This is a genomic window from Mycobacterium sp. (genome assembly GCF_004298145.1).
Classification (GTDB): domain Bacteria; phylum Actinomycetota; class Actinomycetes; order Mycobacteriales; family Mycobacteriaceae; genus Mycobacterium.
In genome coordinates, this window is sequence record NZ_SCRH01000070.1 from 65,324 (window position 1) to 83,773 (window position 18,450).

Annotated in this window: 19 protein-coding genes; 6 read left to right on the top strand and 13 right to left on the bottom strand. The window is 69.3% G+C overall.

Going from position 1 to position 18,450, the window contains the following annotated elements; translation table 11 throughout:
* Window positions 1–128: 128 nt before the first annotated feature.
* The 4 genes from EPN51_RS27760 to eccCb are packed head-to-tail and all read right to left on the bottom strand — an operon-like array spanning window position 129 to window position 5,754.
* Complete coding sequence (locus EPN51_RS27760; protein WP_293049147.1) at window positions 129–431, bottom strand: WXG100 family type VII secretion target; 303 nt, start codon at window positions 429–431, stop codon at window positions 129–131.
* A gap of 9 nt (window positions 432–440) precedes the next feature.
* Entirely contained in the window at window positions 441–758 is a 318-nt protein-coding gene (locus tag EPN51_RS27765; RefSeq protein ID WP_293049087.1) for a WXG100 family type VII secretion target, read from the bottom strand.
* Window positions 759–802: 44 nt separating this feature from the next.
* The gene (locus EPN51_RS27770) at window positions 803–2,059 is read right to left on the bottom strand and encodes a type VII secretion-associated protein (protein ID WP_293049088.1); all 1,257 of its coding nucleotides are present in this window, start codon (window positions 2,057–2,059) and stop codon (window positions 803–805) included.
* Window positions 2,056–5,754, bottom strand: a complete 3,699-nt coding sequence (gene eccCb, locus EPN51_RS27775) for a type VII secretion protein EccCb (RefSeq protein ID WP_293049089.1) — start codon at window positions 5,752–5,754, stop codon at window positions 2,056–2,058. The genes EPN51_RS27770 and eccCb overlap by 4 nt, the downstream gene beginning before the upstream one ends.
* A 127-nt stretch (window positions 5,755–5,881) precedes the next feature.
* On the opposite strand from eccCb, the gene eccD reads away from it, so the two are divergent.
* Both eccD and mycP read left to right on the top strand, forming a co-directional pair.
* Complete coding sequence (gene eccD / locus EPN51_RS27780) at window positions 5,882–7,264, top strand: type VII secretion integral membrane protein EccD (RefSeq protein WP_293049090.1); 1,383 nt, start codon at window positions 5,882–5,884, stop codon at window positions 7,262–7,264.
* Window positions 7,265–7,308: 44 nt separating this feature from the next.
* A complete protein-coding gene (mycP, locus tag EPN51_RS27785; RefSeq protein ID WP_293049148.1) occupies window positions 7,309–8,577 on the top strand; it encodes a type VII secretion-associated serine protease mycosin in 1,269 nt (422 codons plus the stop codon).
* Here mycP and eccB read toward each other — a convergent pair.
* Window positions 8,542–9,927, bottom strand: coding sequence for a type VII secretion protein EccB (eccB, locus tag EPN51_RS27790; RefSeq protein ID WP_293049091.1), 1,386 nt, complete (start codon window positions 9,925–9,927; stop codon window positions 8,542–8,544). The two genes, mycP and eccB, sit on opposite strands and share 36 nt — an antisense overlap.
* A 190-nt stretch (window positions 9,928–10,117) precedes the next feature.
* Between eccB and EPN51_RS27795 the strand changes: the two genes are divergently transcribed.
* The gene (locus tag EPN51_RS27795) at window positions 10,118–10,981 is read left to right on the top strand and encodes a cutinase family protein (protein ID WP_293049149.1); all 864 of its coding nucleotides are present in this window, start codon (window positions 10,118–10,120) and stop codon (window positions 10,979–10,981) included.
* A 57-nt stretch (window positions 10,982–11,038) separates the two neighbouring features.
* The gene (locus tag EPN51_RS27800) at window positions 11,039–11,659 is read left to right on the top strand and encodes a cutinase family protein (protein ID WP_293049150.1); all 621 of its coding nucleotides are present in this window, start codon (window positions 11,039–11,041) and stop codon (window positions 11,657–11,659) included.
* On the opposite strand, the gene truA is transcribed toward EPN51_RS27800, so the two are convergent.
* From truA to infA, 8 genes are all read right to left on the bottom strand, one after another.
* The gene (gene truA, locus EPN51_RS27805; RefSeq protein ID WP_293049151.1) at window positions 11,656–12,498 is read right to left on the bottom strand and encodes a tRNA pseudouridine(38-40) synthase TruA; all 843 of its coding nucleotides are present in this window, start codon (window positions 12,496–12,498) and stop codon (window positions 11,656–11,658) included. The two genes, EPN51_RS27800 and truA, sit on opposite strands and share 4 nt — an antisense overlap.
* The gene (gene rplQ, locus EPN51_RS27810; RefSeq protein ID WP_293049092.1) at window positions 12,494–13,081 is read right to left on the bottom strand and encodes a 50S ribosomal protein L17; all 588 of its coding nucleotides are present in this window, start codon (window positions 13,079–13,081) and stop codon (window positions 12,494–12,496) included. The genes truA and rplQ overlap by 5 nt, the downstream gene beginning before the upstream one ends.
* 59 nt (window positions 13,082–13,140) lie before the next feature.
* Entirely contained in the window at window positions 13,141–14,184 is a 1,044-nt protein-coding gene (locus tag EPN51_RS27815) for a DNA-directed RNA polymerase subunit alpha (protein ID WP_293049093.1), read from the bottom strand.
* Between the two features lie 76 nt (window positions 14,185–14,260).
* The gene (rpsD, locus tag EPN51_RS27820; protein ID WP_293049094.1) at window positions 14,261–14,866 is read right to left on the bottom strand and encodes a 30S ribosomal protein S4; all 606 of its coding nucleotides are present in this window, start codon (window positions 14,864–14,866) and stop codon (window positions 14,261–14,263) included.
* A 14-nt stretch (window positions 14,867–14,880) separates the two neighbouring features.
* Window positions 14,881–15,297: a 30S ribosomal protein S11 gene (gene rpsK, locus EPN51_RS27825; protein ID WP_293049095.1), complete on the bottom strand. Its 417-nt coding sequence runs from the start codon at window positions 15,295–15,297 to the stop codon at window positions 14,881–14,883.
* Window positions 15,298–15,300: 3 nt separating this feature from the next.
* A complete protein-coding gene (rpsM, locus tag EPN51_RS27830) occupies window positions 15,301–15,675 on the bottom strand; it encodes a 30S ribosomal protein S13 (RefSeq protein ID WP_293049096.1) in 375 nt (124 codons plus the stop codon).
* A 178-nt stretch (window positions 15,676–15,853) separates the two neighbouring features.
* Entirely contained in the window at window positions 15,854–15,967 is a 114-nt protein-coding gene (rpmJ, locus tag EPN51_RS27835) for a 50S ribosomal protein L36 (RefSeq protein ID WP_003879483.1), read from the bottom strand.
* Window positions 15,968–16,018: 51 nt separating this feature from the next.
* Window positions 16,019–16,240 carry a translation initiation factor IF-1 gene (gene infA, locus EPN51_RS27840; protein WP_046182346.1) on the bottom strand — a complete coding sequence of 74 codons (222 nt, stop codon included), beginning with the start codon at window positions 16,238–16,240 and terminating at the stop codon, window positions 16,019–16,021.
* 461 nt (window positions 16,241–16,701) lie between these two features.
* Here infA and EPN51_RS27845 point away from each other — a divergent pair, with 461 nt between their 5' ends.
* A complete protein-coding gene (locus tag EPN51_RS27845) occupies window positions 16,702–17,550 on the top strand; it encodes an LLM class F420-dependent oxidoreductase (protein ID WP_293049097.1) in 849 nt (282 codons plus the stop codon).
* Window positions 17,551–17,570: 20 nt separating this feature from the next.
* The gene (locus EPN51_RS27850; protein ID WP_293049098.1) at window positions 17,571–18,437 is read left to right on the top strand and encodes an LLM class F420-dependent oxidoreductase; all 867 of its coding nucleotides are present in this window, start codon (window positions 17,571–17,573) and stop codon (window positions 18,435–18,437) included.
* The last annotated feature ends 13 nt before the right edge of the window (window positions 18,438–18,450 follow it).

The window sequence follows — 18,450 nt, forward strand, 5'->3', positions numbered from 1 at the left end:
CCAACGGAGCAGCTTACCGACCGCCATCCCCGCAGGTCAAAATGACTGTGTGGTCCCGACGGCTCTCCCCCGTCAGGACCACACAGTCTCACGGCGCGGCTACCTCCGCGCGGAGTCCCTCCCGCCCGCTACCGCGCCCACACGCCGGCCGCCCGGCGGTCGGCGTTGGCCACCTCGTCCGCACCGTCGCGGACCGCATTTCCGAGCTCGGCCAGCATCTCGTTGAGCGCGGTCGCCGACCGGTGCCATTTCAGCTGCTCAGCCCGGTAGGCGGCGGCCGCTTCACTGGTCCAGAGCTGCTGCAACGGCGCGATGTGCGCCCTCAGCTCGTCCAGCGCGGCGTTGAAGCGGGCCGATGTTGTGTGAATTTCCTGACGCACCGTGTATTCGATTTCACCGAAGTTGTAGGACAGTACCGAGTCCACGGGGATCCCCTCTCGTCACAGGTTTCCGCCGGCGGCGGCGATGTGGTCGGCGTGGCTTTGGCCGGCCTCCTGCAGGGTGGCCGCGTTGTGCCGAATGGTGTCGGCGATCGCGTGCAGGGCGTGGTAGAGCTGCACCGACTCCGCGTTCCAGCGGTCCATCACGTCTTTGAAGCGAGTGGCCGCGAGCCCACCCCACGCCGACGGCGGCACGCCGCTCATCCGGCCGATGAATGCCTGCAACATCGCCCTGATTTCCTCGTTGCGGGCGTCGGTGGTGCCCGCCACCGACCGCATCAGGTCGAAGTCGGTGCTCAGTGCGTTCGGTGCAGCCATACCAATTACGACCGCTCAAGCCGTCGTTCGGTTCCACGAATTCGTCATCCGATCGCGTGGGCGGATCTCACCGCCTGCTCGCAGGCATCGCGGACGGCGTCGTCGCCGCCCGGTCGGCTCTGACATCCGATGCTGATCCGCACGGGGCCGTCCAGCAGCACCGTCCAGCGCACGTGATGGCCCGGGCGCACCTCGCGGTACGTCACGGACGGCCGTCCGGCGCTGGAGCCGGACGGGTTGAAGTCGACAAACAGCCCGGCGGGTTCGGCGTCGATCGCGCGTTTCAACCGCTCGGCGGTGCCGCTGCGCGTCTCGCCGGCCACCGGCGACTGGGTGATGTGCAACGCCACCTCGGGGTCTGCCGGCGACGTGACCTGTACCCGCGCCGAGCCCGGCCCGGTGACCACCCGTTGCGCCGGCCACGCCGCCGGCACCGACAGCGCCACCCGGCCTTCCACCAAAAACGTCGTCGGCGCGGCTTCCACTTGCTTCGGGGTCACCACGCCGGGTCGGCTCGGCGGCACTGCGGCCGGCATCATGGCCGCCGGAGCCGCCACGGCGACGACGATGGCGCCGGCCCCCAGTCCGCTCAGCGCCCGCACGCGCGATCGACTGGCGGCCGCAGGTGCGGTGGCGTCTTGAACGGACGCCGCCCAGCGTGGCGGGAGGGCCGACCGCGCGAGGCCGTTGAGCCGAAGGTCGTTGATTTCCAGGATGTCTGGAGTCTCCTGCGCGCTGGCGCGTAGCCCGGCGGCAATCAACGCCGCCAGGGCCGACGCCCCGGCGACGGTGTTCGGCGTGTCGATCACGACGGCCGCGGGGACCATGCCGGCGATGACACCCGCGACGTCGTCGGCAACGGATTGCGGCTCGGCGCTGCGGGGTATGGCGGTGACCTCGCGTGCGGTGATCGCCACCAGCCGCTCGGCGATTTCGACCACCACCGTTCGTTCCGCGCGGGATGCCCGCGCCAGCAGCGACGTTCGCGGGCGCGTCCGCACCTCACCGGCCACCCTCGCAGCCGCCGCCGTCACCACACCCACGCGCGATGACGACCACCAGGACGGGTGAACGACGACCATGCCGTCGGGGGACGCACAGGTCGCCGACCGCAGCGCGGTCTCCCATAGGGCATCGACGGCCACCGGCCGCTCCCCCACGAGCGCGACGCGATCGTCGATCGAGTCCAGGGCCGCCCGAACGACGTCGGCCACCTCCCAATCGTCGATTGTGTCTGTGCCACAACATAACCGACGGATTGTGCCGGGTCCGGCCGAAACGACTGCACGGTGTTGGTTCACGGTGGGCTCCAGGCCACCTGGACGAGGTCTTCGCCGCCGGCACGAGTGGTCAGTACGCCGCGGCCCGGCGGCAGTTGCACCGGCCGGGTGGGTCGAAACGGTGCGCCGTCCGCGGGAACTCCGCTCATCATCAGCGACGCGCAACCGAGGTCACGCAGGCCCTCCAGCAGCGGATCGAACATCGCGCGTTCGGCTCCGGCGCTGCGCCGGGCGACGACGAGATGCAATCCCAGGTCTTGTGCATATGGCAGGAATTCGACGATCGGAGCCAGCGCGTTGCCCGTCGGGGTGGCGACCAGGTCGTAGCCGTCGACCACGACGTAGAGGTCGGGTCCAGACCACCACGAGCCGGTTCGCAACTGGGCCTGGCTCGCGTCGGTCGGCGGCATCCGCCCGCGCAGCAGGTCGAGCAAGCCGGGCAGCACCGCGCCCAACGCGGCCGGCGATATGGCATAACCGCGAAGGTGTTCCGACTCCACGACGCCGAGCAGCGCGCGCCGAAAGTCGACGATCAACAGCTGAGCTTGCGCGGGTGTCTTCGTCCGGACAAGTTCCCGGCACAGGGTCCGCAGCGTCGCGGTCTTCCCGCACTCATTGCCGCCGAAAATCAAAAGATGCGGATGCCGGTCGAAATCGATTGCCACCGAACTTAGTTCGCGCTCCCGAACACCGAGTAACACCCGGCCACCAGGCTCGGTACCCGCCAAACGGATCAAGGTCTCGCGATCTATGTGCGCGGGCAGTAGCCGTATCGGCGGCGCGACCGGCCCACCGGTGGGCACCTCGGCGACGGGTGATGCGATCACCATGTGCAGCCCGTCGCGGGACAGCCCACGGCCCGGACTGTCGTGCGGGACGTGCTGGGCGGCCTTGCGGTCCAGCTCGGAGTCGGCGGGATCGCCCAGCCGTAGCTCGATGCGAGTGCCGAGCTGATCTCGCAGCGACGGCCTGATGTCGGCCCAGCGCGATGCCGACAACACCACGTGCACACCGAACGAAAGCCCTTGGGCCACCATGGCTGTGATCGATGTCTCCAGTGGGTCGAACTCCTGGCGCACGGTCGCCCAGCCGTCGATGACGAGAAAGACGTCGCCGAACGGATCGGCGGCCGCAGCGCCCGGCGTGGTGCGCCGCCGGCGAAAGTCGGCCATCGAGGCGACCGCGTGCTTCCTGAAGGTGGCTTCGCGGCGTCGTACCACCGACTCGCATTCGGCCACGATCCGCCCGACGAGCCGCGGCTCGGCCCTGCCGGCGACCGCGCCCACGTGTGGCAGCGTCCGCGCCGACGACAGCGTCCCGCCACCGAAATCCAGACAGTAGAACTGCACCCGGCTCGGATCATGCGTGGCCGCCAGCGCGGTGATGAGTGTGCGCAACGCCGTCGACTTGCCCGATTGCGGCCCACCGACGATCGCCACATTGCCCGCGGCGCCGGACAGATCGACCATCAGCGGCGTCCTGCATTGCTCGAAGGGGCGGTCGACAAGGCCGATGGGGACCCTCAGGTCGGCGGGGGTGCGCGCGGCGCCGCCCAGCAGGGTGTGCAGCTCGGGTGCCGGCCCCAGCGGGGGCAGCCAAACCCGGTGCGCGGGTGGACCCTGGCCGCGCAGCCGGTCCAGGACCGCACGCGAGATGGTCGGTGGGGGTGTCGCGTCCACCTGTGGGGCGCGGTGGACCGCCCCGGTGACCCGGGTGGTGAACACCTGGACCGAGCGCACCGCCGCGGGGGGCGCGCTGGGCGGCGCTTGCGTCCGCAGCGGTCCCGAAACCAGGGTGGCCTGGAAGCGAATCGGTTCGCCGGCGCTGGTCCGCAAGAAGCCGGCACCGGGCGCGGCCGGCAGTTCGTATGCGTCGAGATTGCCCAGAACCGTGCGGGATTCTGTGGCGGACAGGGTTTTCAGGCACAGCCGGTACGACAGGTGAGCGTCCAGCCCGCGTAGCCGGCCCTCATCGAGGCGCTGGCTGGCCAGCAGCAGGTGCACACCCAGCGATCGGCCGAGTCGACCGATCGCCACGAACATGTCAGCGAAATCGGGATGCTGGCTGAGCAATTCGGAGAACTCGTCGACGATGACGAACAGCGTGGGCAGCACCGGCAGGGTCGCAAGCGGGGCACCCGTCCGGCGCGCGCGTTCGTAGGACTCGACGCCGACGCAACCCGCTGTCCGCAGCAGCTGCTGACGACGGTTCAGCTCACCGGCGAGCGAATCGCGCATCCGGGCCACCAGCGGTGCATCGTCGGCGAGGTTGGTGATCACCGCGGCCACATGGGGCGCTTGCGCATAGTCGAGGAAGGTTGCGCCGCCTTTGAAGTCGACGAGCAACAGGTTGAGCACGTCCGGTGAGTTGCGGGCCATCATGCCCAGCGCGATGGTGCGCAGCAGCTCCGACTTGCCCGATCCGGTCGCACCGATGCAGAGTCCGTGCGGGCCCATCCCGTTTTCGGCCGGCTCTTTGATATCCAGCTCGAGCGGTGCGCCCTCCATGGTGGTTCCGATGGGGACGCGCAGCCGGTCGCGACGTCCTTGGCCGCACCATAGGGTCGCCGGGTCGAAACGTTCCACATCGTTCAGCCCGACCAGCCCCGCCCATCCGGGGTCGCCGCGGCGGGCACCGGCCGCGCTCGGCCGATGCCCGGCCAACCGGCGCGCGCATACCAACGCCTCGACGGGATCCATCCGGTCGGGGCACGATACGGGTGCGGTCTCGGTGGAGTTCCGGATCGCCGGCGGCGCACCATCGCGACCGGCGCCGACCGCGATCGTGGTGGCGCCGATGATCGGATTGGCGCCCTCGGTCAGCTCGGCGACCACCACCACCCGTGCCGCCTGCACTCCGGCGATCGCCCGCTGCGCCTGTGCCGCACTCGAATAGACCATCCGCACCGGGCCAGCCGCGTCGGCTTCGTCGGGATGTTGGTTGTGCGGCAACCATTTCAGCCATTCCCAGTGGCCGCGACAATGGTCGCTGACCGCGGCGACGATCCGCACCTGATCGGGCGCATGCAGCACGGCGAGTTGGCAGATCATCGCGCGTAGCAGTCCACGCGCGGCGCTCAGCCCGCCGTCGATCGTCACGAGCGATCCCTCACGCAGGTCGATCGTGACCGGCCCGTCGATCGCCGAATGCGTGCGGAGGAAACGGTGCAACGCCGTCTCGGTGACCGGGTCGCGAAGCTCCTCGGCGGGAAGCTGCGGGGCCACCAAACGGCGGGCGAGCGGCTGGGTTCCGATGCCCACCCGGACGCGGCAGAACTCGGCGTCTCCTGATCGGCGCTGCCACATTCGTGTCCCGCCGATCAGCGTCCACAGCATGTCGGGATCGGGGTGGCTACGAATACCCATCGCGCGCTGCGTCATAGCGATCTCGGACACGGATTGGCTGAGCCGATTCAGGTATCCGAGGTACCGTCCGCGGTCGGCATCGATGCCACAGCCAGGCCGGCGGAGCCGGCCGGTGAATCCGGCCGCCACGGTCGAAACCAGCATCATCATCGGGAAGGCCAGGAACATGGGGTGGCGGGCCATGGCGGTCCCGGACGCGACGGCCGCTGTCATGGCGCCCATGCTCGCCACGGAGAGCGCAACCGGTAACAGGCGGGGCAGCAGGCCCGGCGATGCCGGTGACGGCAGGTCCGGCGGAGCCTCGACAACGATCGGCGGCTGTTGGGCCGCGGGGACCAAAAGCTGGGTCATCACATCCCCTTCCGTTCGACGACGCTAAGTAGCGCCGGCATCGGCGACAAGTCACTTGTGGACAGCCGGGTACCGGATCGTCGGAACCTGGCTATGTTCTCTCCTGATCCGACCGAAGGGTTCGCTGTTGGCTGCATCCGATACCGGGCTGTGCCGCGTCTGCGTTCATTGGGGCACCGCCGCCGCCGATCTGGTGCTGCCCGCCGGAGTTCCTGTCGCGGCGTTGATTCCGCCGGTGGTCGACGCCCTCGAGGTTCGCCACCCCGACGGGGAGGCCGTGCGCTACGAGTTGTCGGTTCCCGGTGCGTCCGCGCTGGACCCGTCGACGACGTTGGCGCAGAACCGCATCGGCAATGGCGCGGTCCTGGTGCTGGCGCGGCCCACCGCGCCATTGCCCGCCCCACCCGGTTACTTCGACGTCGCGCAGGCCGTGTCGGCCACGCTGGAGGGGGCCACCCGGTGGTGCGGCAACGACGGGAACCGGCGCGCCGCCCGCCTTACCGGCGCGGCGGCCGCCGTCGTCCTGACCGCGGTGGGTGGGCTGGTGTTGGTACGAAACACGTTCAGCACCAACAATACCCGAGAGGCCGGCACGACGGCAGCCGTTTTGGGATCGGCCGGCCTCGTCGCCCTGGGGCTGGCGGCGATGGCGCACCGGGCCTACCGAGACCCGATCGCCGGGTTGACGCTGAGCGTGATCGCCACCGCGTTGGCGGCCGTCGCCGGTTTTGTGGCGGTGCCCGGTGCGCCGAGCGTTGCCAACGTATTACTGGCCGCCGCGGCGGCGGCCGTCACCTCTGTGTCGGCGATGCGGCTATCGGGCTGCGATGTCGTCGCGTTGACGGCGGTCGCGTGCTTCGCGGCGGTCATCGCCGCGGCGGCGCTGGTGGGTGCGATCACCGCCGCGCCATTGCGCGTCATCGCTTCGGTATGTGGGGTGGTATCGCTGGGGCTCCTCGGAATGGCTGCGCGCGTGTCGATCTCGTTGGCGGGGCTATCGCCACGACTGGCCGCGCCGGTTGCCGCCGGCGCGGGGCCGAGCGCTTCGGGGGTGTCGACGAAAGCGATCCGCGCCCACCGGTGGTTGACAAGTCTGCTTGCCGGGCTGTCGTCGTCGGCCGGCGCCGCCGCGGTCGTCACCGTGCTCGCCGGCGCACCACACCTGTCCTGCATTGCGTTCGGGACCGTCACCTGCGCGCTGTTGCTGCTGCGCTCCAGGTCCGGCGAAGGCACCAGCATGCTGGTCTTCTCCGTCAACGGAATCGCCGTCGCAGCAACGATCTTCGGTGTCACGGCCCTACGCGCGCCGATGCACGGCCCCTCGCTCGCGGCGGCAACGGCAACGCTGGCCGCCGTCGCGATGTACCTCGGCTTCGCCGCAAAAGCATCCTCGCCCGTCGTGCGCCGAGGCATCGAATGGCTGGAGTGGCTGGCGTTGGCGGCACTGGTCCCGCTGACCTGCTGGATATGTGGCCTCTACGGCGTGGCCCGGGGATTGAATCTCACGTGAGGACGTCGCACATTGGGCGCCTGTTGGCGGTGTCCGCGCTGACGATGCTTCCCGCGTTCGGAGCACCCTCGGCGCAAGCGGTTTCGCCCCCCGGCGTCGATGACAGGTGGTTACCCAAGCCCGCCTTGCCCGCGCCGCCACGGCCGACCGTGCAACGCGAGGTGTGCGCGGCGCTGGCCGTCGACTCGGGTCCGGGCCCAAACCGGCCGCCGCGGGCGTTCGACCTGTCGGAGGTGTGGCAGCTCACCCGCGGCGCCGGGCAACGGGTCGCGGTCATCGACACCGGAATCTCGCGGCACCGCCGCCTGCCCGACGTGGTGCCCGGCGGCGACTACGTGTCCACCGGCGATGGTACGCAGGATTGCGACGCGCACGGCACACTGGTGGCTGGAATCATCGCGGCCACAGCCGATTCCAAGTCCGACGGCTTCAGCGGGATCGCACCGGAAGCCACCTTGATCAGCATTCGGCAATCCAGCGCGAAGTTCGCCCCCGCCGGCGAGCGGTCCCGCATCGGGGTCGGTGACGTCGACTCCATGGCGAAAGCCGTCCGGACCGCCGCCGATCTCGGCGCGTCGGTGATCAACATCTCCTCGGTTGCGTGCGTGCCGGCGGCCTCCGCGCTCGACGACCGTGCGCTCGGCGCGGCGCTGGCCTACGCCGTCGACGTCAAAAATGCCGTCGTCGTTGCCGCGGCGGGCAATACCGGTGGCGCCGCGCAGTGCCCGCCGCAGCCTCCGGACGCCACCTGGCAGACCATCAGCGTCGCCGTCAGTCCCGCTTGGTACGACGACTACGTGCTGACCGTCGGTTCGGTGGATGCCAACGGAGCACCGTCGGCCTTCAGCCTCGCCGGTCCGTGGGTGGATGTCGCCGCACCCGGCGAGGCGGTGACTTCGCTCGCGCCCGAACCGGTGTCCGGCACGAGTTACGCCGCCCCGGTGGTGAGCGGGCTGGCCGCGCTGATCCGGGCCCGCTTCCCGGCGTTGACCGCGCATCAGGTCATGCGGCGCATCGAGACGACGGCGCATCATCCCCCCGCCGGACGGGACTCGCTCGTCGGCAACGGCACCATCGATCCGCTCGCCGCGGTCAGCACCGGAACGGGTCCGCCCGCCCACACCCCCGGCGCGCCGCCGGCCGCGGTGCCCGCCGCCGCCCCGCCGCCGGCGACGCCACCGCGCGATACCCGGGCGCGGGACACCGCGGTGCGCGGAGCCGCGATCTGCCTCATCGCGCTGGCGCTCGCCCTGGCCGCCGGCGCGGCCAGGAGCCGGCTACGGGGACCCCGCGACGGCGTCGCGGGCGATTGAGGCGTGGTGTCTGCTCAGCTCCGGTCCGGCCGGCAGAAGCGTGAGAAGCGGCCACGGCGCCGGGGTCGCCTCCGTGAGCCCGAGATCATGCGCGGCGTCCTCGTCGTGGATGGCGTATCGGACTCCAGTGTCGGTGATCAGGTAGCGGGTGCCGGCGCTGTCGCCGGCGCGCACGTAGGCGCTGCGGCCGGGCGGCAGGTACACGTCGTCCACCGCGGGACCATGGCCGTCGGCCTGCGCCAGGGTCACCGGCGCGTGACCGGACGGCACCGGTGGCCGGCTCCCGGTCAGGAATGCCACGTCTGCCGGGCCCGACCGCGGATCCCCCCAGCTGACACAGACCGCGCCGGCAGGCTCCGACGACACCGTGGGCGCCCGGTCGGGAAAGCCGGCTACGGGCAACTCGGCGACGACGCGCGCGGCCCGAATCGCATCGGGTGCGACGGTGACGGGCTTGACGGTGCGCTGGGGGTTGCTGAAGCGCACCAGGTCGGCGGCCACCTGGCCGATCCGCTGCACTCCGGCGGCTAGCACCGCGTAATACTCGTCACCGTCGGTGCGCGTGATGCGCAGCACATCGCCGACGCGAAATCCCGGCAGCCCGGGCGCGGCGCCGCCCAGGCCAACGATCCTGGGCGCCGAGATCGCCGGTGCCTCGGGGACGGCGTTCAGCAACGATTGCGAGACGAGCCGCGGAGCGCGGCCTTCGATCCGCAGCGCACGCACCACCCCGGCGTCGGCCAGGTCCACCGTCGCCCGGTGCCCGTTGTAGAGGAGGTAGGCCGGCGAACCCAAGGTGGGAGCCGCCAGGATGGCCCGTCCGGAAGTCAGGCGGGCGACCTCGTCCTCGGCGGGGCGGCCGACGATCACCGTCGTGGTGCCAGCGCCACCGCTGTCGCAAATCGCGAATGCCAGGTCCGCCGCGGACAGCGGTCTGCCGACGAATTGCGGTGCGCCCGGAATGCCCAGCAGCGGGCCGCGTTTGCTGCCCGCTAGGTCGGCCTCGCGAACCGGCTGCGGATCGGCGGCCGTCGCCGCGATGAGCCGCGCGGAGGCCAGGTTCAGCACCGGATGCCAGACATCGCCCACCCGAACGAACAGGGCGCCCGATTCGCGGGTCATCACGACCTGCGCGCGATCCAGCGCGACGTGCGGTCGCAGCAAACCCACAAGCGCACATCCGGCCAGCGCGACGATCGTGAACACGCAGCCGGCTGCCAGCGCTGCCGACGGCATCCGCGCTCGCGGACCGCCCGGGCGCATCGCCTCGCCCAGCAACGCGCCTTCGAGGCGGCGAAGCAGATATCGGTGAGCGCTGATGTGCAGCCACGTGGTCGGCTGACGCGGCACTGTTCCCCCCACCCGGTGAATCGGTCTGGGCTCACGGTAGGCCGCCGATCGGCGGCGTCGGAGCGCTTATCCACAGGTCGCGGGAGTTTCGACTCCCCTGAATTTGGGTAGAATGGCCCGGGTGAAAACTCACCGCACACTTGCCCCTCGGGCCCGTCGGGCCTGGGCCGCGCGGTCAGCGGGCCGTTTGATCGGCTTGGGTGCTTCCGCCCTGGTTACCGCCGCCGGCCTGTTCGCTACCCCGGCCGCGGCGCCGGTCGCGAACGCCTTCGACTGCCCGGACGTCGAGGTCATCTTCGCGCGAGGCACCAACGAGCCGCCCGGCCTGGGCCGGGTGGGCGACGCGTTCGTGGACTCGCTGCGCCAGCAGACCAATGGCCTGAACATCCTGCCCTACGGGGTGAATTACGCCGCCAGCAAGCTGCAGCTGCACGGCGGTGACGGCGCCAACGACACGATCGACCGCGTCAAGAAGAGCGTGGAGACGTGTCCGAACACCAAGATCGTGCTGGGCGGCTACTCGCAGGGCGCGTCGGTGATGGACATCGTGGCCGGCGTGCCCATCGGGGGCATCAACTGGGGCAGCTCGCTGCCGCCGCAGTACGCCAACAACATCGCGGCCGTCGCCACCTTCGGCGACGTGGCCGATCGCGCCGGCGGGACGCTGCCCAGCAAGAGCGCGATGCTGGGCTCCAAGGCCATCGACCTGTGCAACCCCAACGACCCGATCTGCCACGCCGGTCCCGGCAACGAGTGGAGCGGGCACACCGAGGGCTACGTCCCCGTGTACACCACCCAGGCGGCGGCGTTCGTCGCGTCCAAGCTCGTCGGCGTCGGCCAGTCGGTGCCCGGGTACGGCCCGTCGACCCCCGGTGCCGGCCCGCAGGCCCCCGGCCCGCTGCAGCCCGGGTTGGGCCAGCAGGCACCGGTCTACGGGCAGACCCCGCCCGGGTCGAGCAGCCCCTCGATCCACGGCGGCACCGGCACCGCTCCGGCGCCCGCGCCGATAGCGCCGGGGCCGACGACGCCGGCACCGCAAGCACCTCTCGTCTAAATCGTTACCCGCCGGTTATCAACGCGCCCTTAACATCTCTGTGTGAGGCTTATCCCTTTGGGGCTGGGCGTCGGATTGCTCGCGGGGGCAGCGTTATTGGTTGCCCCGCAATTGGTTCCCCGTGCATCGGCGTCCTGTCCCGGCGTTGAAGTGGTCTTTGCCCGGGGAACGGATGAGGCGCCCGGTGTCGGGACGGTGGGCGGGGCCTTCGTCAACTCGTTACGCGAGCAGACCCGCAAAAGCGTTGGCGTATACGGTGTTGACTACCCCGCCGACAAGGACTTCCTGGCCGCCGCTGACGGCGCCAACGATGCCAGCAGCCACATCCAGCGGATGGCCGTGAACTGCCCGAACACCAGACTGGTGCTGGGCGGATACTCCCAGGGCGCCGCCGTCATCGACATCGTCACGGCCGCACCGATGTCCGGCTTCGGGTTTCGCAAGCCGCTGCCGCCCGCGGCCGCCGATCACGTCGCCGCCGTCGCCCTCTTCGGGAATCCGTCCGGCCGTGCGGGCGGCCTGATGAGTGCGCTGAGCCCGAATTTCGACGGCAAGACCATCGACCTGTGCAACCCGGGCGATCCGATCTGTTCGGGCGGCCTTCGGTGGGCGTCGCACCTGAGCTACGTGCCCGGATTGACCAGCAAGGCCGCGAGTTTCGTCGCGGCGAGGGTCTAACGCGAGCGCACGTCCCGGGTGATCAGGTTGCGCGCCGCCAGCTGGTCATCGGGCGGGTAGTCGACGCCGACCAGCGTCAGCCCGTGCGCCGGGGCGGTGGCGTAGTCGCTGGATCGGGCTGTGGCGGAGAGCAGTTCGCGGCACCAGGAGACAGGGCGCCGGTGTTCGCCGACGGCCAGCAACGCTCCGACCAGTGAGCGCACCATCGACCAGCAGAACGCGTCGGCGCTGACCTGCGCGATGATCAAGTCACCGTCGCGGGTCCACTCCAGCCGCTGCAGGTCGCGGATGGTGGTGGCGTTCTCGCGGTGACGGCAGAACGCGGCAAAGTCGTGCAACCCCACCAGGTCCCGCGAGGCGGTGACCATCGCCTCGACGTCCAGGGGGCGCGGCCAGGCGGTGACGTAGCGGGCCTGCTGCGGCTGCACACCCCACGACGCCGTCGACAGCCGGTACACATAATGACGCCGCAGCGCCGAGAACCGGGCGTCGAAACCCGCAGGGGCGCGGGCGATGCCAACCACCCGGACGTCGGTGGGCAGGAACCGGCCCAGCCGGCGCAGCAGCGGCACAAACTCGGCCTCACCGGCGCGCGGTGCGCGCGGGTACGCGTTCGGCAGCGCGGCCGACGGTACGTCGACATGGGCCACCTGCCCGGTGGCGTGGACTCCCGCATCGGTGCGGCCCGCGGCGCGCAGCCGCACCGGCGCGCGAAAAACGGTCGTCAGCGCCTCGTCGAGGATTCCGGCCACGGTACGCTGGCCGGTCTGAGCTGCCCAGCCTGCGAAACCTGTTCCGTCATAGGCAATGTCAAGCCGCAGACGGACGTCCTCGCTAATCCTCGCTGGACCCTTCGGCCTCGCCGGCGGACTCGTCGGCCTCGTCGGAGGCCTTGGTCTCTTCGGCGCCGGTCTCCTCGGCCTCGGCCGTGGCTTCCTCGGCCGTCGGGCCGACGGCTTCCTCGGGCTCGACCGCCGCCTGAGGCGCCGCCGCTGCCGCGACCGGAGCTTCCGCAGCCTTGGATGCCTTCACCCGACGAGCCCGTTCGGCCTCGGAGGTCACCGTCTTCTCCCGCACCAGCTCGATCACGGCCATGGGGGCGTTGTCGCCCTTGCGCGGCTCGACCTTGATGATGCGGGTGTAGCCGCCGTTGCGGTCGGCGAAAAACGGTCCGATCTCCTCGAATAGGACGTGCACCACGTCCTTGTCGCGGATCTTCTTCAGCACCTCTCGACGGTTGTGCAGCGCACCCTTTTTCGCGTGCGTGATCAGCTTTTCCGCATACGGCCGCAGCGCACGCGCCTTGGGCTCGGTCGTCTTGATCCGGCCGTGCTCGAACAGCGACGTGGCCAGGTTGGCCAGCAGGGCCTTCTGGTGCGATGACGACCCGCCGAGGCGAGGGCCCTTGGTGGGCTTGGGCATTGCGACTATCTCCTAATTGGGGCCGGTCCCCGTATTAGGTAGGACCGGGACGGACTTTTTTACAGCTGTTCGGTTTCCGCGTAGTCCTGGTCGTCGTAGGCGGCCTCGGTGGACCAGGTGCCGGTGGCGACGTCGTAGCCCGCGACCTGCGAGGGGTCGAAGCTCGCCGGGCTGTCCTTGAGCGACAGGCCCAGCTGGTGCAGCTTGACCTTCACCTCGTCGATGGACTTCTGACCGAAGTTGCGGATGTCCAGCAGGTCGGATTCGGTGCGGCTCACCAGCTCGCCGACGGTGTGCACACCCTCACGCTTGAGGCAGTTGTAGGACCGCACCGTCAGGTCCAGGTCGTCGATCGGCAGCGCGAACGACGCGATGTGGTCGGCCTCGGCCGGCGACGGCCCGATCTCGATGCCCTCGGCCTCGACGTTGAGTTCGCGTGCCAGGCCGAACAATTCGACCAGGGTCTTACCCGCCGACGCCAGCGCGTCGCGGGGGTTGATGGAACTCTTGGTCTCGACGTCCAGGATCAGCTTGTCGAAGTCGGTGCGCTGCTCGACACGGGTGGCGTCCACCTTGTAGGTGACCTTGAGCACCGGCGAGTAGATGGAATCGACTGGGATACGGCCGATTTCGGCACCCGAGGCCCGGTTCTGCACGGCCGGCACATAGCCACGGCCCCGCTCGACGACCAGCTCGACTTCGAGCTTGCCCTTGTCGTTCAGCGTCGCGATGTGCAGGTCGGGGTTGTGCACCGTGACACCGGCGGGGGGCACGATGTCACCCGCGGTGACCGCACCCGGGCCCTGCTTGCGCAGGTACATGGTGACGGGCTCGTCCTCCTCCGAGGACACAACCAGGCTCTTGAGGTTCAAGATGATCGCGGTGACGTCTTCTTTGACCCCGGGCACGGTGGTGAACTCGTGCAGCACGCCGTCGATGCGGATGCTGGTGACGGCCGCGCCCGGAATCGAGGACAGCAGGGTCCGGCGCAACGAATTGCCCAGGGTGTAACCGAATCCCGGCTCCAGCGGCTCGATGACGAACTGGGAGCGGTCGTCGCTGAGGATTTCCTCCGACAGTGTGGGTCGCTGAGAGATCAGCATGGTGTTTCTCTTCTCCTTCTCGGCACCCGCTATTTGATGCCGTTAGGGTTTTCGAGCCGGCCGGCTCGAAAGTCCGTTACTTCGAGTAGAACTCGACGATGAGCTGCTCGGTGAGCGGCACGTCGATCTGCGCCCGCTCGGGCAGCTGGTGGATGAGGATGCGCTGACGCTCCCCCACGACCTGCAGCCAGCTCGGGACCGGCCGGTCGCCCGCCGTCTCCCGCGCGATCTGGAACGGCACGGTGTTCAGCGAACCGTCCCGCACGTCGATGATGTCGTACTGCGACACCCGGTAGCTGGGGACGTTGACGTGCACGCCGTTGACGCTGAAGTGTCCGTGGCTGACCAGCTGGCGGGCCATCCGGCGGGTACGCGCCAGCCCGGAGCGGTAGACGACGTTGTCGAGCCGGCTTTCGAGGATCCGCAGCAGCTCTTCACCCGTCTTGCCGGGCTGCCGCACCGCCTCTTCGTAGTAGCGGCGGAACTGCTTCTCCATCACGCCGTAGGTGAAGCGAGCCTTCTGCTTCTCCTGCAGCTGCAGCAGGTATTCGCTTTCCTTGATCCGCGCGCGGCCGTGCTGGCCGGGCGGGTAGGGACGCTTTTCGAACGCCTGGTCACCGCCGACGAGGTCGGTGCGCAGCCGGCGTGATTTGCGGGTAATGGGTCCGGTGTAACGAGCCATTGGGTTCTGATCTCCTAGACTCGGCGCCGCTTGGGCGGACGGCAGCCGTTGTGCGGCTGGGGGGTGACATCGGAAATCGCGCCGACCTCCAGGCCGGCGGCCTGCAGCGACCGGATCGCGGTCTCGCGGCCCGAGCCCGGGCCCTTCACGAAGACGTCGACCTTCTTGACGCCGTGCTCCTGGGCCTTACGCGCGGCGTTCTCCGCGGCCAGCTGGGCAGCGAACGGAGTCGATTTCCGCGATCCCTTGAAGCCGACGTGGCCGGACGACGCCCAGGCGATGACATTGCCCTGCGGGTCGGTGATGGTCACGATCGTGTTGTTGAACGTGCTCTTGATGTGCGCGGCACCGTGCGGAATGTTCTTCTTTTCCCGGCGACGGGTCTTCTGCCCCTTCTTGGGGGCGGAGGCTGCCTTCTTGGCGGGTGGCATGGGTTACCTGGCCTTCTTCTTGCCGGCGATGGTGCGCTTGGGTCCCTTGCGGGTCCGCGCGTTGGTCTTGGTCCGCTGGCCACGCACCGGCAGACCGCGGCGGTGCCGCAGGCCCTGGTAGCAGCCGATCTCGATCTTGCGGCGGATGTCGGCCTGCACCTCGCGGCGCAGGTCACCCTCCACCTTGAGGGTGGCCTCGATGTAGTCGCGCAGGTGGGTCAGCTGGTCGTCGGTCAGGTCCCTGGTACGCAGGTTCTTGTCGATCCCCGTCGCTTCCAGAATCTCGTTCGAACGGGTCCGGCCGACGCCGAAGATGTAGGTCAGCGCGATCTCCATCCGCTTGTCACGCGGCAGATCGACGCCTACTAGTCGAGCCATAGGTGGCGTTTCCTCTTTTTCTAGGCGGAGGTCTGATCCCAGTCCGTTCCCTCGGCCGAAATGACTCGACATCGGGGCCCGGCCTCCGTCCGGGCGTGGATGAGCGACGTATTCGCTCAGTGGTACTGGGAGGTCTGCATTCAGTTGTTGTGGCTTGCGCCTGAATCAGGCTTGGAAGTCAGCCCTGACGCTGCTTGTGGCGCGGATCGGAGCAGATCACCATGACCCGCCCATGCCGACGGATCACCCTGCACTTGTCACAGATTGGCTTGACGCTCGGGTTCACCTTCACGGCTGTTCGATCCTGTTCTGTCTGTTCGTAGGTTGTTCTGAGCGGGCGTTTTTACTTGTACCGGTACACGATGCGGCCGCGGGACAAGTCGTAGGGAGACAACTCCACCACCACCCGGTCCTCGGGCAGGATGCGGATGTAGTGCTGCCGCATCTTGCCGCTGATGTGGGCAAGCACCTTGTGACCGTTCTCCAGCTCAATGCGGAACATCGCATTGGGCAGCGGCTCGACCACCCGGCCTTCGACCTCGATGGCGCCTTCCTTCTTGGCCATGGCTAGTTAACAATCCTCATCGTTTAGTTTCGTTCTCGTCTGCGCCCAGAGCGGCGCAACATTGCCCACCGACTTGGAACGTGAGCCGGTGACAGGAAATTCCTAGGACTGGACACACAAAAAGTCGGCGCGGATGCCGCACCGTCGTTCCACGATACCTGGTTATTCCGCTCCACCAAAATCGCTGCCGGCGGGATGCGGCCCGCCTCCTCGACCCTCCCACACGCCCGCTGACGAGCCCATTCTTGACGCCGAGGACAGGCCCCGCGGACGCGGCAGCGCAGCCCCCGCAAACCCGGCATGCTCACCGTCGGCGACGATCCCTCGGGATCTCGGGCCGGCGCGCGCGACCGGCGCCGCCACCGCGGCGGGGAGCTGCGGGTGGAATCCGCTACCCGGCGAGGCGGAGGAAAGCGCCGCGACCCCGGAATAGGGCCATCCCGCGCCCGGTTGGGAACACCATGACCGATGCACCCAGCAAGCCCGATCTCGGCCGGTTCGGATCGTTCGGACGCGGCGTCACACCCCAGCAGGCCAAGGACATCGAGGCGCTGGGCTATGGGGCCGTCTGGGTCGGCGGTTCGCCGCCCGCCGAGCTGGGCTGGGTCGAGCCCCTCCTGGAAGCGACGACGACGCTGCAGGTGGGCACCGGCATCGTCAACATCTGGACCGCGGCCGCCAAGCCGGTGGCCGAATCCTTCCACCGCATCGAGGCGGCCTACCCGGGCCGCTTCCTGCTCGGCATCGGAGTCGGCCACCCCGAGGCCCACAGCGAGTACCGCAAGCCCTACGACGCCCTGGTGGACTACCTGAAGCAGCTCGATGACTACGGGGTGCCCGCCAACCGCCGGGTGATCGCGGCGCTCGGCCCGCGCGTCCTGCGGCTGTCCGCGGAGCGTTCCGCCGGGGCGCACCCCTACCTGACCACGCCGGAACACACCGCGCAGGCCCGCGAGATCATCGGCCCGTCGGCTTTCCTGGCACCCGAGCACAAGGCGATTCTGACCACCGACCCCGAGAAGGCCAGGGCGGTCGGCCGCAAGGCGCTGGACGTCTATTTCAATCTCGCCAACTACCGAAACAACTGGAAGCGGCTGGGTTTCGGCGAGGACGAAATCACCCGGCCCGGCAGCGACCGTCTGGTGGACGCGGTGGTGGCCTATGGCACCGTGGACCAGATCGCGGCCCGGCTGCGCGAACACCTCGACGCCGGCGCCGATCATGTCGCCGTGCAGGTTCTGGCGAAGGATGAAAACCTGGTCTCGGCGCTGGCCGAACTGGCGGGGCCACTCGGGCTGAATCAGTCCTGACGACTCGCAGGGGGAGCTAGATGACCGAGGGAGTTTCGCTCAAGCCCGACCTGGGTCGGTTCGGCGTGTGGCTGCCGACCCGATCCGTCAGCCCGGAGTTGGCCGCACGGATCGAATCGCTGGGCTACGGCGCCGCGTGGATCGGCGGCTCGCCGGATGCCGACCTGTCCTGGGTCGACCCGGCCCTGGCGCGGACGACGTCGCTGCAACTGGCCACCGGGATCGTCAACATCTGGTCGGCGCCGGCCCCGGCCGTCGCCGAATCGTTCAAGCGCATCGAAACCGGCCACCCGGGAAGGTTTTTGCTGGGCATCGGGGTCGGTCACCCCGAGCACACCCAGGAGTACGTCAAGCCGTACGACGCCCTGGTCTCCTACCTCGACCAGCTCGACGCGGCCCTGGTACCGACGAGCCGCCGGGTCATCGCGGCGCTCGGGCCGCGGGTGTTGCGGCTCGCCGCGCGGCGCAGCGCGGGGGCACACCCCTATCTGACCACCCCGGAACACACGGCCAAGGCGCGCGAGTTGCTCGGCGGGGCGGTGTATTTGGCGCCCGAGCACAAGGTGGTGCTCAGCACTGACACCGGGCAGGCCCGCGAGATCGGCCGCCGGGCCGTCGAGCGATACCTGGGCCTGAGCAACTACGTGAACAATTGGCTGCGGCTGGGGTTCACCGAAGCCGACGTGCGCACGCCCGGCAGCGACAAGCTGATCGACGCGGTGGTCGCCTACGGCACCCCGGAAGCCATCGCCGGGCGGTTGCGTGAACATCTGGACGCCGGGGCCGACCATGTGGCGATCCAGGTGCTGGGCGGCTATCACGAGGAAACGCTGCTACCTGCGCTAACCGAATTGGCCGGGCCCCTGGGGCTAACTGCCACAAACTGACCGATCGGCTCGG